At 68.9% G+C, this 15,600-nt stretch carries 19 protein-coding genes; 16 read left to right on the top strand and 3 right to left on the bottom strand.

Translation table 11 applies throughout. The features are described 5' to 3' along the window. Window positions 1-260: 260 nt before the first annotated feature. Window positions 261-731 carry a TrmO family methyltransferase domain-containing protein gene (locus ACZ7LY_RS32345; RefSeq protein ID WP_471628329.1) on the bottom strand — a complete coding sequence of 157 codons (471 nt, stop codon included), beginning with the start codon at window positions 729-731 and terminating at the stop codon, window positions 261-263. Between the two features lie 40 nt (window positions 732-771). Continuing rightward, a complete protein-coding gene (locus ACZ7LY_RS32340; RefSeq protein WP_471628328.1) occupies window positions 772-2,163 on the bottom strand; it encodes a Tat pathway signal protein in 1,392 nt (463 codons plus the stop codon). 670 nt (window positions 2,164-2,833) lie between these two features. Between ACZ7LY_RS32340 and ACZ7LY_RS32335 the strand changes: the two genes are divergently transcribed. The 16 genes from ACZ7LY_RS32335 to ACZ7LY_RS32260 all read left to right on the top strand — a co-directional run bounded on the left by ACZ7LY_RS32335 (window position 2,834) and on the right by ACZ7LY_RS32260 (window position 14,864). Further along, the gene (locus ACZ7LY_RS32335; protein ID WP_471628327.1) at window positions 2,834-3,268 is read left to right on the top strand and encodes an ATP-binding protein; all 435 of its coding nucleotides are present in this window, start codon (window positions 2,834-2,836) and stop codon (window positions 3,266-3,268) included. A 120-nt stretch (window positions 3,269-3,388) separates the two neighbouring features. Continuing rightward, a complete protein-coding gene (locus ACZ7LY_RS32330; protein ID WP_471628326.1) occupies window positions 3,389-3,637 on the top strand; it encodes a hypothetical protein in 249 nt (82 codons plus the stop codon). Between the two features lie 246 nt (window positions 3,638-3,883). Next, window positions 3,884-4,891 carry a sensor histidine kinase gene (locus tag ACZ7LY_RS32325; RefSeq protein ID WP_471628325.1) on the top strand — a complete coding sequence of 336 codons (1,008 nt, stop codon included), beginning with the start codon at window positions 3,884-3,886 and terminating at the stop codon, window positions 4,889-4,891. A 47-nt stretch (window positions 4,892-4,938) separates the two neighbouring features. Then, on the top strand, window positions 4,939-5,430 hold the full coding sequence (locus ACZ7LY_RS32320; RefSeq protein WP_471628324.1) for a roadblock/LC7 domain-containing protein: 492 nt from the start codon (window positions 4,939-4,941) through the stop codon (window positions 5,428-5,430). Then, a complete protein-coding gene (locus tag ACZ7LY_RS32315; protein WP_471628323.1) occupies window positions 5,427-5,837 on the top strand; it encodes a DUF742 domain-containing protein in 411 nt (136 codons plus the stop codon). The genes ACZ7LY_RS32320 and ACZ7LY_RS32315 overlap by 4 nt, the downstream gene beginning before the upstream one ends. A 43-nt stretch (window positions 5,838-5,880) precedes the next feature. Then, window positions 5,881-6,447, top strand: coding sequence for a GTP-binding protein (locus tag ACZ7LY_RS32310; RefSeq protein WP_471628330.1), 567 nt, complete (start codon window positions 5,881-5,883; stop codon window positions 6,445-6,447). Beyond that, complete coding sequence (locus ACZ7LY_RS32305; RefSeq protein WP_471628322.1) at window positions 6,444-7,073, top strand: GAF domain-containing protein; 630 nt, start codon at window positions 6,444-6,446, stop codon at window positions 7,071-7,073. Before ACZ7LY_RS32310 ends, ACZ7LY_RS32305 begins: the two co-directional genes overlap by 4 nt. A gap of 75 nt (window positions 7,074-7,148) precedes the next feature. Then, complete coding sequence (locus tag ACZ7LY_RS32300) at window positions 7,149-8,426, top strand: acyl-CoA dehydrogenase family protein (RefSeq protein ID WP_471628321.1); 1,278 nt, start codon at window positions 7,149-7,151, stop codon at window positions 8,424-8,426. A 101-nt stretch (window positions 8,427-8,527) separates the two neighbouring features. Further along, window positions 8,528-8,980 carry a helix-turn-helix transcriptional regulator gene (locus tag ACZ7LY_RS32295; RefSeq protein WP_471628320.1) on the top strand — a complete coding sequence of 151 codons (453 nt, stop codon included), beginning with the start codon at window positions 8,528-8,530 and terminating at the stop codon, window positions 8,978-8,980. A gap of 136 nt (window positions 8,981-9,116) precedes the next feature. Further along, entirely contained in the window at window positions 9,117-10,136 is a 1,020-nt protein-coding gene (locus ACZ7LY_RS32290) for a thymidylate synthase (RefSeq protein ID WP_471628319.1), read from the top strand. Next, window positions 10,133-11,170 carry a nucleoside-diphosphate kinase gene (locus tag ACZ7LY_RS32285; RefSeq protein WP_471628318.1) on the top strand — a complete coding sequence of 346 codons (1,038 nt, stop codon included), beginning with the start codon at window positions 10,133-10,135 and terminating at the stop codon, window positions 11,168-11,170. Before ACZ7LY_RS32290 ends, ACZ7LY_RS32285 begins: the two co-directional genes overlap by 4 nt. Before the next feature lie 17 nt (window positions 11,171-11,187). Then, complete coding sequence (locus ACZ7LY_RS32280) at window positions 11,188-12,366, top strand: radical SAM protein (protein ID WP_471628317.1); 1,179 nt, start codon at window positions 11,188-11,190, stop codon at window positions 12,364-12,366. Continuing rightward, the gene (locus tag ACZ7LY_RS32275; protein WP_471628316.1) at window positions 12,363-12,965 is read left to right on the top strand and encodes a 3'-5' exonuclease; all 603 of its coding nucleotides are present in this window, start codon (window positions 12,363-12,365) and stop codon (window positions 12,963-12,965) included. Before ACZ7LY_RS32280 ends, ACZ7LY_RS32275 begins: the two co-directional genes overlap by 4 nt. Beyond that, window positions 12,962-13,573 carry an AAA family ATPase gene (locus tag ACZ7LY_RS32270; protein ID WP_471628315.1) on the top strand — a complete coding sequence of 204 codons (612 nt, stop codon included), beginning with the start codon at window positions 12,962-12,964 and terminating at the stop codon, window positions 13,571-13,573. The genes ACZ7LY_RS32275 and ACZ7LY_RS32270 overlap by 4 nt, the downstream gene beginning before the upstream one ends. Continuing rightward, complete coding sequence (locus ACZ7LY_RS32265; RefSeq protein WP_471628314.1) at window positions 13,570-14,352, top strand: aldo/keto reductase; 783 nt, start codon at window positions 13,570-13,572, stop codon at window positions 14,350-14,352. The genes ACZ7LY_RS32270 and ACZ7LY_RS32265 overlap by 4 nt, the downstream gene beginning before the upstream one ends. Before the next feature lie 125 nt (window positions 14,353-14,477). After that, window positions 14,478-14,864: a hypothetical protein gene (locus ACZ7LY_RS32260; RefSeq protein WP_471628313.1), complete on the top strand. Its 387-nt coding sequence runs from the start codon at window positions 14,478-14,480 to the stop codon at window positions 14,862-14,864. A gap of 554 nt (window positions 14,865-15,418) precedes the next feature. On the opposite strand, the gene ACZ7LY_RS32255 is transcribed toward ACZ7LY_RS32260, so the two are convergent. Continuing rightward, window positions 15,419-15,600: type I-E CRISPR-associated endoribonuclease Cas2 (locus ACZ7LY_RS32255; protein ID WP_471628312.1), on the bottom strand; the 182-nt coding region annotated here is incomplete at its 5' end.

The following is a 15,600-nucleotide window of genomic DNA, read 5'->3' as shown; positions in this document are numbered from 1 at the left end:
CTTGCGCCGTTGTGGTCCGTCAGGGCCCAGACACCTCCCACCACGGCTGCGCCGATGACAAGTCCGGCAGCACCGGCAGCGATCACTGCGATGCGTCTGGCGCGCTTACCCGACCTGACAGTCAGCTACCCATCATCCAGACCCCCAAGGCGCCGATTGCTCGTCCATGGACCCTTGCTTGCTCCCGTCCACAACAGCGGACTAGACCCCAGAGTGAGGACGAAGACCGGGACGCCCTGGGCGCAGTTGATCCCGGAACGTCAGGCGGGGTTGGTCCAGTAGTCCGCCAGCATCTCTCCCGGCCACGCGGGCTCGCCGACCTCCCCGCGCGGCCCCATTTCCGCAAACCAGGGAGACAGGTCGTAGATCTTCGTCCCGACCACAGCATCCAGGTCGGTCACATGCAGGCGGAGTCCGTCGATCTTCAGCAAGCGGGGAAAGCTCTGCGCCAACTGGTTGGGGCGGCGGTGGTTACGGTGGGCGAAAGTGCCGGTGGCCGGCCAGTCCGCGTTTCCGCGCGGGCTGCGCGCGTGATACTCCACGGCATCGGGGGACGCCTGGTCGAAATGCCACACGACGATCAGATGGGAGAACTCTTCCAGGCCCTGTACGGCATCGAGCGGGAACTTCTCGTCGAGCTGGATCACCGACTCGACGCCTCCCCAGTAGTCGTCGGCCACCTCGCTACGGCCCGCGATAACTTCCCCGATCGGCTTGATCTCCAACGCCATGACCCTCAGCCCTTCAATTCGGTCTGGACGACACGTGTGATCAATCTACTTGGGCCAGATACGACGCCGCACGGGCGTCAAGCGCTCCTACCGCGGGGATGCCGCGTTTGCGGTAGGGCGACATGAGTCGTCGCATGTCCACGACCGTCTGACGGGCTCGACCTGAGTAGATCCCGTCATCCATCGCGTCCAGGACGTTGGTCCACGTCGCGCACGCTTCTTCGACGCCGCCCTGTGCGATCTGCGCTGCCCCCATGTATCCGAGAGTGACCGCGTGCGTGCGCCGGAAGGCAGCTCCTCGCGTGCGTACGGAGCGCCGGAACTCCTTGACCGCGCGCTGCGGATCACCAAGGTCCCGCAACGTGCAGGCGGTCTCGTGCGCGAGCGACGCTTCACCGAAGAAGAAGGTCCGGTCCGGCTCCCTGACCCCGTCGCTGGCGTTCGCCAAGTCGTCTTCTGCGCGGAGCAGCGCCCTGGCCGCCTGCTGCTTGAAATCGTTCGCGGCGAGGGTACGCGCGTGCACCACACCGAGGAGTGCCCGTTCGCGAGGGGTCGCCGCGGCGTACCGCTCGCCACGCACAGAGGTCTCGGCGATCTGGAGAGCTTCGCGCCGGAACCCCAGGTCGAGCGCCTGGTGTGCCATGGCGCGCAGGATGTGTCCGCTCAGGGGAGCATCATCAGAGCGGGCCGCGAGCTTCACGGCGGTGTTGAAGCGCTGGAGCGCGACTGCGTGCTCGCTGTTGTCGAAGGCCATCCAGCCGGACACGTAGGCGAGCTCGGCGGATGCTGAGAACATCGCGCGGCGGGTCGCTTCGTCAGCGAAATGGCCTCGGAGGAAGTCGTGGACCTCGTGCTTCAGGTACTCGTCGACCGCCCGCCGCCCGTGGCCACCACCGCGCCGCTGGTCCATGCGCGAGAAGGCCAACGTCAGCTCTCGGACGATCTCGACGTCTCCGCGCCCGACACGCTTGCCCGTCGACGCGTCCTCTGCCTGCGGCCTCGACATGGCGTCCCACCACGTTTCCTCCGGCATGAGGAGAGCTGCCGCGGAGTACACGCCACCCGCGAGTAGCCGCCGCCGGTCCGTGTCCACGCCACTCCCCAGTTCGTTCAGCGCGATCAAGGGATCGGCGCGCCAGTCCAGCGCGCCTTGCGCTGGTGAGGTGGATGCTGCGAACCCGGCTTCGTCCGGCGTGATCTCACGCTTTAATCGACGGGTCAGCGCCTGGCACAAGATAGCGGGGGCGACCCCTGTCGGCTGGGTGCCTCCGACCCACATGCTCACGTGGGAGCGGCCGACCTTGGAGTTCTCCCGTACCTCGCCGTTCAGCGTCTCGGCGGCGACCCGGTTGTACGCGGATGCCGCCTGTGCCCGTGACCAGCGAGCTTCCAGGAGAAGCGCGGCCAGCCGCTCGTTCCTCTCGCGCGCCATCGTGTGCCCCGCCACTGAACCCGATCTTTGACCACGTTGACTGAGCCGCCCCAACCCTTGGCTCAGGACAGCCCTGGTTCCAAAGTAGTGCTCAACTGATCTGTAGTGCCGGAAAGATGGCCGAAGGACACCCCCACGAGGTGCAAGGTCAAGCTGTTGAGCGAACCATCACCGTGAGGCGGGCCGAGGCCGGTGAAGGCTGGCTGTGGCCGATGTGGGAGAACCGCAGTCAGTCGGCCAGGCACGGCAGTTGTCCCGTGAGCACGCGAGCACGTGATGAAGAGTGAGCCGAACGCAGCCAAGGGTTACGTCGACACGTTCGTGCTGGTCACGAGCGGCTCGTCACCGAGTCGATCCGCTACGAGACCGAATGCGGTGACGCCCTCGTTCCCCTCTGGGACAAATCGCTTAACCAGGCTCAGTAGACGCTGAGTTACCCCCTCTCAGGGCACTGGATCGCTCCCGCACTCCGTCACAGCCCAACGTGACGGTCCCCCCGAGAAGGAGCAGACGAACGACAAACGATCTTTGACCACTTTGACCACCGCCAAGCCCTTGACCCCATCCCCATTCCACCGGCTAAGCGGTTCGCTCTAGGTAGGCCAGCTTCACTACGGGCGGGAGTCCCCACATGAGCTCCCTTCCGACCTGTCCACCTGGGAGGCTTTCGATGACCTCGGCTTCAGTAGTCGCACCCGTCGCGGTGCAACCACTGCGTCAGGCGTCGCACGCCTTCGAGGTGGCATTCGCCCCGTCGCGGCGCCAGGTCGGAGCCACGCGCCGGATCACCATGGCTTTCCTGGGGCTTTGGAACATGGGTGGCCCACTGGCCGAGAACGTCGTGCTCGCCGTTTCCGAGCTGGTCACCAACGCAGTCGAGCACGGCGAGGGCGACGTAGCCCTCCGGGTTCAGTGCGCCGACGACGAACTGCACGTCGCGGTCACCGACGGAAGTCCGTCCCCCGCTAGCCTGCGCTCCCCCGATGAGGACGACGATTCTGGCCGCGGCCTGCTCCTCGTCACGGTTCTGACCGAGCGGTGGGGCATCAGCGACGACGGCAAGACCACGTGGTGCGTTTTCCGCGCCCCCGCCGGGAGGCCGTGATGGTGGCGAACACGTGTGAGACCGCTGGGCCCCTGACGACGTGCGAACTACGCCGGCATGACGCATCGGAACCCCGGTGTCGTTGCGTGCTCACCGCTCCACCCACTGACGAGGTTTCCCATGTCTGACAGCGCGTTCCCGACACGGCGCGCCGCCACCGGCCACCGGCGGCGGCGCACCCCACAAATCGATGCCTCCACGGTGCGCTGCGTCCGTCGTGCCGTGGCCCTGCCTCTGTTGCTTCTGGCAGCGCTCCTCGGCACCGCCTTCGCCCTCTGGGCGACAGCCTCGGTCGCCGCTGGCTGGCTCCTGATCGGCCTTACCTGCGGGCTGCCCGCGGTCGGCCTGGTGGCGGCCGACGGAGTGTGAACTGCCGCAAGGACCGTGCAGGAGACGTCCCAGGAGGGGCGAGCGGCGGAATTGGCGGCGGTCGCAGGGGCCGCCGCGGCAATCGAGAAGTCGTTGCAGTGGTGGGCAGACGAGCTGTGTCGAGGGGCACGCCCCCCGCTCCCGGACAGTCATCTGCCGCAGCCCGCTGGCCCCTTCGCGCCCATCGCAGAGGTCCACAAGGCGTTGAGCGGGCTCCAGGTGCAGGCCGTCGAATCGTTGATACGTGTGCATGACGAGTCGCAGTCCGTCGTGATTCTGGAAGTTCTGCGCCGCCTGGCCATGCGAGAGCACGCTCTGGTCGCCAAGGCTCTGGAGGCAATCAGTCAGCTGGAGATGCTGACCGACGATCCCGAGCTGTTGTCGAAGATCTTTGAGATTGATCACCTCGTGACGCGTATGCGTCGTCAGGTGGAGAGCACCGCTGTGCTGGGCGGGCAGTCTCTGCGCCGCTCCCGCCGACCTGTGCCGGTCGTCACCCTGTTGCGTGGCGCCGCCTCCGAAGTCGTGCAGTACCCCCGCGTGCACACTGCCGCGACTACGGTGCCCGACCTGGGCCTTCCTGGGCATGTGGGCCCGGACCTGACACACCTGCTGGCCGAACTGATCGAGAACGCCGCCGAGTTCTCACCCCCCGAGACGCGGGTCATGGTCCGTGCGCAGCGCGTACCGGCCGGCTTGTCGATCGAGGTCGAGGACCGGGCCCTGCCGATGACGCCTGCTCTGCGCGCCCAGATGAACGAGCTGCTGCGCCAGCCCGATGCGGTGGATGTGAGCGGTCAGGTGAGGGACGGGCGGATCGGTCTGCTCGTCGCAGCCAAGATCGCCGCGACGCACGGTCTCACGGTGCTCTTGCAGGAAGGGCCGACCGGCGGCACGACCGCCCTCGTCGTCGTCCCCGAGAAACTGCTCGTCCCCATGAACACGGGCACCGTCGCGACCACCCCGGCGCGGCCTCCACAGTCCGCTCAGTCCGCGTTGCCCCATCCGCCGACTACCGCCGCGCCCGCTCCGATACCCGGGACGCCTGCCGCCTCGAACGCCGGAGCCCCCTCTGACCTGCCCCGGCGTGTGCGGCAGCCCGGTTCCTACTGTCCTGCCCCGGAACACGCGCCCGCTCCTCCGCCGCCGAGGCCGGGACTCGTGGGCGACTTCCGCCGCGGAGCAGCCGCCGGCCAGTCCGCCTCTGCGGCCTCCCAGCCTCCGACGCCGTCGGTGTCTCAGACCGGGCCGTGACCGCGCGCGTCCCGTCGCCTGTCCCACACACGCCAGGAGCGATCTTCATGACCACCCACTCCGAGCCCGCGCAGAACCCGCCCCAGCAGCACGTCTCCACGCCAGCCGCGCTGGAGCAACTGGCATGGCTGCTGCGCACCTTCACCGAAACCAACCCCTCCGTCACACACGCGGTGCTGCTCTCCCGCGACGGCCTGCGCGTGGCGGACTCCGGCGTGGAAAAGGACTGGGCGGACCTCCTGTCCGCGGCTGTGTGCGGGCTGGCCGCCATCGCCCAGGACTTCAGCGGCCCGACCCGCCTGCGACGCCCCGCCAGCCAGGTCCTCGTCGAGCGCGAGGACTGCCTCCTCCTCCTGCAGAGCGCCGGGACGGGAACCTTCAACCCCCTGGGCACCGCGGTGGACACCGTCCTCGCCGTCATCACGGCCCCCAACGCCGATGCCGGCGCCGTCGCCTTCGAGATGAGCCGCCTCATCCAGCGTTTCGCCCCCTACATGCAGATCCCCGTGCGCTGCGGCGCTGACGGAGACACGCAGTGACCACCCCGCCCGCGCCGGACGCCTCGTACGTGCGGACCTACACGCTGACCGGGGGAAGGACCCGCCCCCGGCACCTGCTCGGTCTGGACACCGTGGTCGAGCCCGGCCCCAGGCGCCCCGGGCCCGCCCAGGCCCAGGAGTGCCAGGTGATCTGGGAGCTGTGCCGCGAGCACCGCCGCTCGCTGAGCGAGCTGGCCGGCACGCTTCACCGGCCGGTGACCGCCGTCAAGATCCTCGTCTCCGACCTCCTGGACGCCGACGCCCTCACCGTCCCCGCCCCCACCGGGTCCGGCGCGCAGAACGCGGACGGACGACCCGACGTGCAGCTCCTGGCCGCCCTCAGCTCCGGCCTGAGAAGGAAATTCCCCGATGCCGTCTCCCACCTCCCCTACGCCCAGGCCGGGTGACCCGGCCGTGACCACACCCTGTGCTGCGCGTGTTGCGCCGGTGGTGCTGAAGGTGGTGATCGCGGGCGGCTTCGGTGCGGGGAAGACCACCGCGGTCGGCGCGGTCAGCGAGATCGAACCGCTGCGCACCGAGGAGTACCTGACCGAAGCCGGCACCCACATCGACAACCTGTCCGGCATCGAGGCGAAGCGGACGACCACGGTTGCCTTCGACTTCGGCCGCCTCACCCTGACCGACGCCGTGCCTTTGGAGCTGTTCCTGTTCGGCACGCCCGGCCAGGAACGCTTCCGCGGCCTGTGGGCCCAGCTGTCCCAGGGCGCGGTCGGCGCGGTCGTTCTCGTCGACACCCGCCGCCTCGACGCCGCCTTCGCCCCCATCACCTTCTTCGAAGACCGCAGGCTTCCCTTCGTCGTCGCGGTGAACGAGTTCGACGGCGCCTACCGCTATCCGAGCGAGCAGGTCCGCGCCGCGCTCGACCTCCACCCCGACGTCCCCTTGCTCGCCTGTGACGCCCGCGACCCGGACCGCGTCGCCGCCGCCCTGCTCACCCTTGTCACCCACGCCATGGCCTACACCGCCCCCGCCCCCCAACTTACGGACGCCCGATGACTCAGGACCAAGCCCACGCCCACGCCGGTGTACAGGCCCCGCACCTGCTGCGGGCGCTTCCGCCGCGCCCTGTCCGGCCCAGCGCCCCCACCGGGCACTTCCGGGACCAGCTCCAGGAAAGCCTGCGTGCGGAGGCGGCGCGACGGCGGGAACTGTTGCAGCAGCTCGGACTCGTCACCGTCTCCGGTGTGGTTGAAGACGCTCGCTTCGACGAGGCCGCCCGCGAGCTCGCCGAACGTACCGGTTTCCTCTACGGCTTCGTGAACCTCTTCCCGGGGGGCCAGGAGTTCATCGGGCTGCACCAGCCGCCCGAGAAGGCCGGCCACGTGAGGGTGGGCCGCACCATGGGCCTCGATCACGGCTGGTGCCCGGAGGTCGTGGCCCGGCGCAAGGCACTGCCGCTGTTCGACGTCCACGCCTCCCCCCGTTTCAGCGGCAACCCCGTCGTCGACGCCATCGGCATCCGCGCCTACTTCGGCGCCCCGCTCATCCACCCCAACGGCACCCCCCTCGGCACCGTGTGCGTCATCGACCCCGACGCCCGCACCGAACAGGAAGCGCGGCCCCTGCGGGACCTCACCGTCGCCGCCAGCTTCCAGGTCATGGATCTGATCACCCGCACCTGACCCGGGCCCGCACGTCCAGCACCCCGACCGGCCAGTTTCACCGCGCGACCTTCACCCTGGGAGAGGGAGACGTTCATGACCGCCACCGCCAAACCCAGCTCGACGCCTCCGGCGCTGCGCCCCTACCTCGGCGAGACGGCCGAGGACGTCGCCCGTCACGAGCTGCTCTGGCAGGAGGCCGATGCCTTCGCCGCCGAACACGTCGCGCCGCGCATCGCCACCATGGAACGCAGCCCCGCCCGGGTCGAGCGCAAGGTCGCTGAACTGATGGCGCAGCAGCGCTGGTTCGCGGTCACCGTGCCGAGCGCTCTCGGCGGGCTGGGGCTGGGTCATGTGGCCAAGACGATCCTCATCCACCGCCTCGCGCGGATCTCGGCGGCTGCGGCGGCCATCTTGCAGGCCACCCTCATCCCCGTCGGCGCCCTGCTGCACTACGCCACCGACGAGCAGCAGGCCCGCTGGCTCCCCCACATCGCCGGCGACTCCCTTTTGCTGTCGATCGCCGTGACCGAACCGGACGCCGGCGGGCACATCGGCGGCATCCAAACCCTCGCCGAACAGGACGGCGACGAGTGGGTGATCACCGGCAGCAAGATCCACGTCGGCAACAGCCACCTCGCCGGAGCCCACCTCGTCCTCGCCCGCACCGCCCCACCGGGCGTGCGCACCTCGCAAGCCCTGACCGCGTTCCTGGTCGAATCCGACCGGTCCGGCCTGTCCGTCCGCGCTCACCGTGCCGGTCTCGGTCTGCACGGGTTCTCCGCCGGCCGCCTCGACCTCGACCAGGTCCACGTCCCGCAGGAGAACGTGATCGGCGAGGTCGGCCAGGGGCTGGCCGTCGCCCAGAGCAGCAGCATCCTCTACGGCCGCCCCAACCTCGCCGCGTTAAGCCTCGGCCTTCACGAAGCAGCCACGGCCGCCACCACCGCCCGCGTCACAACCCGCCCCCGCTACGACGGCACCCTCGCCGACCTGCCCGTCATACGCGACCGGATCGGCGACATGGAAGCGCGCCTTCGCGCCGCACGGATACTCGCCTACCAGGCCGTCCACCTCCTCGATGAGGGTCTTGCCTGCGACACCGAGCTGATCAACTCGAAGTACCTGGGCCACAAATGGGCCGAGGAGACGGCGCGCGACGCGATGGAACTGCACGGCGCGTACGCCGTCGACGGCGGCTACGTCCTCCAGCGGCTGTGGCGCGACATCCAGCACACCTACGCCCCGGCCGGCACCGGCGAGATCCAACGCATCCGACTCGCCGACGCCACCCTCAACCCCGACCACATCCAGTGGTCCCTGCACCTCACCGCCCAGGCCAGACGAGCGCAGCCCGACCCGACCGCCGCCTGAGCCTCCGCACCCGTCCGTCCCGCATCCGCCCTGCCGGGCCGGGCACGCCGAGAACCGCAACCGTACGCCCAGCTGAGAAAGAGACACCCGTGGCCCCGCTCATGACGACCCAACCGCCGATCACGCCGCTGCAACCCTCCCTGCGGCGCGTCGCCCAGCACCTCGTGGAAGGGCTCACGCCCCGCGAGATCGCCACGGAGACCGGTCTGTCGATGGAGACGATCCGCCAGTACGTCCGCGACATCCGGGCGAGCGTCCACTGCCCGACCCGCTGCAAACCGCAGGTGCTCGTGCACTTCCTGTTGGCTGCCGGGCAGGTCACCCCTCCGACACCAGACAGGCCGGCGCCCTGCCTCAACTGGAAACAGCGACTGCTACTTCGGGCGGTCGCTCAGCACTGCACCCCTGGTGACGTCGCCCGCGCCGCCCAGATCGCCCCCGCCGATGTCCCCTCCGCCCTGAACGACCTGCTCAACGAGGTGGGTGCGGCCGATGCCACGCACCTCGTCGCCCTGGCTCACGCATGGGGCCTACTGCCCGGCAGACCGAAATGAAGACGTCCTCATTTCGCCGAGTAGGTCGCGCGCCGCCGGTCAGGCCCCGCCCGCTCACCGCCATCGCCCGCCCCCGCGAACGCCGACCAACCACATCCACTTGCCGCCCCACGTCCCATTGCGACTGGAGGAGTTCATGCTCACCGCACCGACGTACCGCAGCGTGGAAGGGGCCTACCTCGCCCTACTACGCCTCGCCTCCGCCAGCTTCGAGCACCGCATCGACGCGCGGGGTAATGCCGCCCGCGAGGTGATCGGCGTCAGCTTCCGGCTCCCCGACCCGCGCCAGCGGCTTCCGTACCTCGCCAGCCGGAAAGTCAACCCGGTCTTTCAGTTCGCGGAAGCCCTCTGGTATCTGGCCGGCCGCCGGGACCTGGAGATGATCGGTTACTACGCGCCGTCGATGCGTTCCGGCTCCGCCGACGGCGTCACCCTAGGCGGGTCGGCATACGGACACACCCTGTTCAACCCCGCCGACGGAGACACGGTCTCGCCGTTCGACCGGGTGCTGGAGCTGTTGCGTACGGAGACCGACAGCAAGCGCGGGTACCTGCCCGTCTTCTCGGTCAAAGAGCTGACCGTCTCCGACAACCCCGACATGGCGTGCCTCGCGGGCCTCCACCTGTTCGTCCGTGACGGCCGGCTACACATGGTGTGCCACATGCGGGCGAACGACCTCGACTGCGGACTGCTCAGCGATGCGTTCTCCTTCACGATGATCCAGGAGTACGCCGCCGTCCAACTCGGCCTGAAACTCGGCCACTACACGCACATGATCGGCTCCGCTCACGTCAACGACCGGAACGCCGAGCGCGTACGGCTGGTGCTGAACGAGGCCGAGCTGCGGCGCGCCCCGCAGCAGTTCCCCTTCCCCGCCATGCCGGCGGAGACCGGCCCGGACACGATCAGCCGCCTCATGGAGCACGAGGAGCTGCTGCGGACCAACACGGTCAAGTACAGCGCGGACGAGATCGCGCACCTGGGCGTGGACGCGTACTGGCAGCAGGTCGTCTTGCTGTTCGAGGCGTACCGCCAGATCCAGCACGACGACACCGACACGGTCAGCCGAGACGTGCTCGGCGCCCTGCACCCCGGGCTGCGCTGGCTCCTCGGCCACAAGTGGGCGGCGTGCGTGACCACGGAGGACGCCCGATGAGCCGGAAACCGGCGTCCGGTGCGGTCGTCACCGGGATCGACTTCGACCGCTGGGCCGTCGTCCTGTGTAAACCGGACGCCGTGGACCGCGGCCTGGTCGACGTCGTCCTCGACCGGATCGAAGGGGCCGGGGTCTCCATCCGCGCCCGGACGGAACTCGTCGCGGAGCCGTGGCAGGCCCACGTTGCCTACCGCGACATGCTTGCCGACCCGGGGCGCTTCCCCGCGGATCTTCCTGCGCGCATTGACGGCGCGTACGCGGGGCAGCGCGTCACGGTCGCGCTGGCGCATGGCGGTCCCGACATCCATGCTCGCCTTCGGCGGCTGATCGGGCACACCGACCCCACGAAGGCCGTGGTCGGCACGATCCGCGGCGACCTCGGAAACGACAGTGTCGCGGCTGCCACCCGGGGAGGCCGGCTCGTGCGGAACCTCGTGCACACCTCCGACGATCCGGCATCCGCCCGTCGGGACTTCGGAACCTGGTACGGCCCCGGACGGACCCTGAAGGTCTCCGACTTCGACCGTTGCTCGGTCATCCTGTGCAAACCGGACGCGGTAGAGCGCGGTCTGGTCGATGCCGTCCTGGAGCGGATCGCCGCGACGGGCGCCACGGTCGCCAACCGGCGCGAGGTCACCGTTCAGCCCTGGCAGGCGCACGTGCACTACTGGGATCTGCTGGTGGACCGCGACTGGTTCCCCGACCGGGATATCCCCGCCTGCCTGGACGAGACGTACGCCGGACGAAACGTCGCCGTCGCCCTCGCCTACGGCGAGCCCGGCCTGCACACCCAACTCCGCCATCTGTTAGGGCACTTCGACCCGACACTGGCCGCCCCCGGCACCATCCGCGGCGACCTGGGCGACGACAGCCTTGCCGCCGCCCTCGCCGAAAAGCGGCTGGTGCGCAACCTCGTCCACACCAGCGACGACGCCGACGCGGCCCGACGCGACTTCGGCACCTGGTACGGCGCAGGCCGCCGCGACCTCCTCACTCCGGAACTGCCGACACAGAGCACGCCCGCCGACACCTGACCCCACCTGGAGACCTGATGAGCACTCCCACCGTCGGAGCCCGGCGCGCACTGCCGATCCTCACCCCCGAGAAGATCGGCGGCCTGAAACAGGAACTCGCCGACGTGATCGAGTACCGCAAATCGGGACTCTCGCTGAACTGGATCGTCGGCTGCCCGCTCGACTGCGGGTACTGCGTGCGCCACCTCTTCCAGAACTTCGACATGAAGGTCCCCCGCCGGCTGATGAGCGACGAGGACGCCGTGCGCCGCCTCGTCGGGCACCGCTACTTCCGCCCGCACCAGACCCCGATCCAGCTCCTGAACCGGGCCACGGACCCGATGCTGCCCGCCGTCAAACCCCACGTGTTCAACGTGCTGCGCCAGCTCGACGACCGGGGACTGACCAACCACGTCCTGATCATCACCCGGTGGCGAGTCGACCCCGAGGACTGCGCCGTCCTCAACAGCTTCACCAACCTGCGGCTGACCGTGCTGGTGACCCATTCGCACATCCAGGACGAACGGATCGAGCCGGTGGACAGCAACATCGCGGCCACGAGCCTGCGCACCCTCTACGAGAACGCCGAGCGGTACCGCACCGTCCTGTACTGGCGTCCCATCGTGCCCGACCTGAACGACTCCGCGGCCGACATCGCCCGCGCCAAAGAGCTCTCCGAACACGCGCACGCCACCGTCTTCACCGGCCTGTTCTTCCGCAAGGAGATCGCCGCGTACTACGAGGCCCACGGCCTGGCGATGCCGTACGAGGACACCGCCCGGCGCAAGATCATGCCCGAGGCCGCCGAACAGCGGATACTCGACGCCTTCGAGCAGGACAACTCATGGGGAGCGCTGTTCCGCAAGACCTCCTGCGGCGTCGCGTACGCACACGGGGAGGCCGACTACAACGGTCACTACGGCATCCGTGAGCTGTGCGACATCTGCCCGCCCGAGCAGATCTCAAAGTGCAAGGCGGCCTGGGTCCAGCCGGACGCGCACGCCGTCACGCAGGAGGCGCGCGAACTCGGCGCGACCGGCCCGATCGATGTCACCGAACGGGCCATCGTCGTTGAAGGACTGGACGAGCCGCCGCGCTACTACCTCCAGCACGGGTTCGGCTACCAGTGCCACGACCGAGCCAAGCCCCACCACTACCGCCAACACGGCCGCGCCGACATCGGCTGGAAGGCGGAGGACGGAACACCAACCGCATGATCTTCTCCTCCTGGCCCGCGCTGTTCGTTGTCGACGTCGAGGGCAACGGCACCAACCCGCCCGACCTGGTCGAGGTGGCCGCACTTCCCGTACGCGACGGACAGCCCGACAAGAGCACCGCCGGCGCATGGCTGACCAAGCCGAAGCGCCCCGTCACGCCCTTCGCCGCCCGCGTACACGGCCTCACCAACCAGGTCCTCGAAGACAAGCCTGGCTGGGAGGAGATCAAGGGCGCGGTCCACGAACTGCTCGGCACGGCGTGGATCGCCGCCCACAACGCCCACGTGGACTACCGCGTCCTGTCCGCACACCTGCCGCAATGGCAGCCGACCGGGGTCATCGACACGCTTCGACTGGCCAAGGCCACCTACCCCGACCTGCCGAAGTACAGCCTCGATGCCCTGATCAAACACACGGCGCCGGACCTGAGCGAAGCCCCCGGCCAGCGCCACCGCGCGACCTTCGACGCCTACGCAACTGCCCAGCTCCTCATCACGATGGCTGACCGGTACGAGAGCTGGGATCAGCTCGTGGCCGCCGCCGTCCCGCCCGGCCTTCCCGGCGCCCCCGAACCAGAACAGGAGCCCACCCTGTGGTGACGACCACCCCGACCAAGCTCATCCGCATCGGCGTGATGGGAACCCATTCCACCGGCAAGAGCCTGCTGATGCGCCGCATCGAGATGGAGCTGCGCGGCCTGGACATCCCCGTTCAGCGCACCGGCCACCTCGGTCGACGCGCGGCGCTCGTGCCGCTGCCGAAGATGCAGCACCACACGGTGGAGTCCACCCGCTGGATCCTCGCCACCGGCATCGCCGACGAGATCGCCGCCGCGGCGCGCTTGGACGATGCTCCCCTACGCGTCGTCCTCGCGGACCGCGCCTGCTGGGACGCGCTCGCCTACTTCCGGGCCGCCCTCGAATGGCGCGGTGCGTCCGCCCCGCGCACCGACCGCGAAGCCCTGCACCGGCTCGCTGCCTCTCACGCTCCGTACGACCTGCTGTTCGCTACCGTCCTCGACCCGGACCTGCCCATCAAGCCGAAGCACGACTACGACGACCGTTACCGGGGGCTTGTCGACCACCACACCCACGCGCTCCTGCGCGAGGACAGCATCCCGCACGTCCGCGTCACCGGTGACGACGACAGCCAGACGTCGGCCATCGAACGTGCCCTCCAACTCTGCGGCACGGAGGCACTGGTATGACCGTCACGCCACCCGGCGGCGCCATCGAGATCGCAGGAAAGACCGTCTCCCGCCTCGGCCTCGGCACGATGCGACTGACCGGCCCCGGAACTTGGGGTGACCCCGACGATCGCGAACAGGCACTCACCGTGCTCCGCAACGCCGTGCACACCTTCGGCATCAGCCACATCGATACCGCCGACGCATACGGCCCCCACACCGTCGAGCACCTGATCAAGGACGCCCTCTACCCCTACCCCGACCACGTCCTCATCGCGACCAAGGTCGGATTCGTCCGGCCGGCGCCGAACATGTGGGCCCCGCACGGGCACCCGGTGTACCTGCGGGCCTGCGTCGAGGCGAGCCTGCGCCGCCTGCGCGTGGAGCGCCTGGAGCTTTGCTATCTGCACCGTATCGACCCCGAAGTACCGCTCGCGGATCAGCTCGGCACCCTCGCCGCCCTCCGCGAGGAGGGGAAGATCGGGCACATCGGAATCTCCAAGGTCACGCCGGAAGACTTCGCACTGGCTCGGAAAGAGGTCCCGGTCGCTGCGGTACAGAACGTGCTTAACATCCACGACCGCTACGACCCCGTCCTGGAGATGTGCCGCGACGCGGAGATTCCCTACGTCCCGTACCGTCCGCTCGACGCCGGAGCTGCGGCACCGGGCGGCAACGTCCTCGCGGCTCTGTCCTGGCTGCTTGCCTGCGGAGCGCACGTCGCCCCGATCCCCGGGACAAGCAACCCGCGTCACCTGGACTCGATCGTCCAGGCCGTGAACGAAGGCGGCTGGACATGATGGCGGTAGCCGCTCCACCCGTACCGAAGCCACGAACGCGGGCGCCATACGAGAATTGGCGCCCGCCGATCATCGGTGTCAGCGTGCTGGCTCCGGTCGGCGCTACCGGTCTGGCCCTCCCGTGTATGCCCGACGGGGCGCTGTTGCTGCCGACGGGAACCGTCGAGGACGGCCAGAGCCCCGAGGGGGCATCCCAAACGGTGCTCTCCGGCCTGCCCAACGGTCTCCCGATCCGACGGCGAGTCGCCGTGAGCCAGGTGCAGATGAGGCGCCGGAAGGTGATCACTCACCTCATCGTGACCGCTCCCCTCACGGTCCAGGAAGCGAACTCCCTGGCGTACCGCGACGTACGCGCCAAGGTTCGAGTTCTGCCCACTGGCCGCGCGGTCGCTGCCCTTCCGGAGAAGGCTGGGGCTCTCGTTCTCCTCGGCCTCCAGGCTCTTGCGATCGGAGCGATGGTCTACGTGCAGGATGGCGAGATCCGGCGGATCGTTTCCGTACCGACTGACTAATCCTCACGTGCGCCTCGGTCCCCAGAGCACTGGTAGGAGCGGTGCGACGTGTGGGCGAGGGTCGCGACGGAGTGACCTCCCTCGGCGACGAGGTCCGTAGCTCACAACGGGACCGAGCCACTGTCCACCGGTTGGCACGCAACCTCAATGGCTGCCTGGCGAGAGGGGAGTTGTACCAGCAGGGTCCGCTGCTGGTACAACCCGGACCTGAATTGCGCGCCGGATCAGCTGACGTAGCAGTAGCGGTTGCTGAGGGGGACGTTGTCGAACCGTACGGTTCGCCAGGCGGTGAGTGGGGTCGCCCCCAAGAGGACGTTGACTCTCACTACGAGGCATCCGCCGCGGTTGTGCGGGTTCTCGGTGACCGGGCCGGCGCCAGTACCGTGGCCGCGACCTGGTCGATCACGCGACCTCTGACGCACACGCATGCGTTAGGTGACCATCTGCGGGGCACCTCCGCTCGCGCGGAGAGAACCACACCGTTCCGATGCTCTCCCTGGACACCGTCGGGGCACCTCCGCTCGCGCGGAGAGAACCCTTCACGAGCTGGGCATTCAAAGGGTCTTTGCTGTTTCTTGACCTTTGGCTCGTTCGAAGGCTACGAAGGTGAGGCCATCGAATTCGATCGGATTGCGGCGCTGAGGTCCAGCGGTGTGGAAGACGAAACCTTGTTCGTTGGCAGCGGGATAGACCAGGACTGCGTTTCCGTCGGAGAGACAGGCCGTGAGGTTGTTCC

Source organism: Streptomyces sp. NPDC107550 (assembly GCF_055639095.1).
The sequence above is the reverse complement of the archived record's forward strand: the minus strand, read 5'-3'. Positions and strand labels throughout refer to the sequence as shown.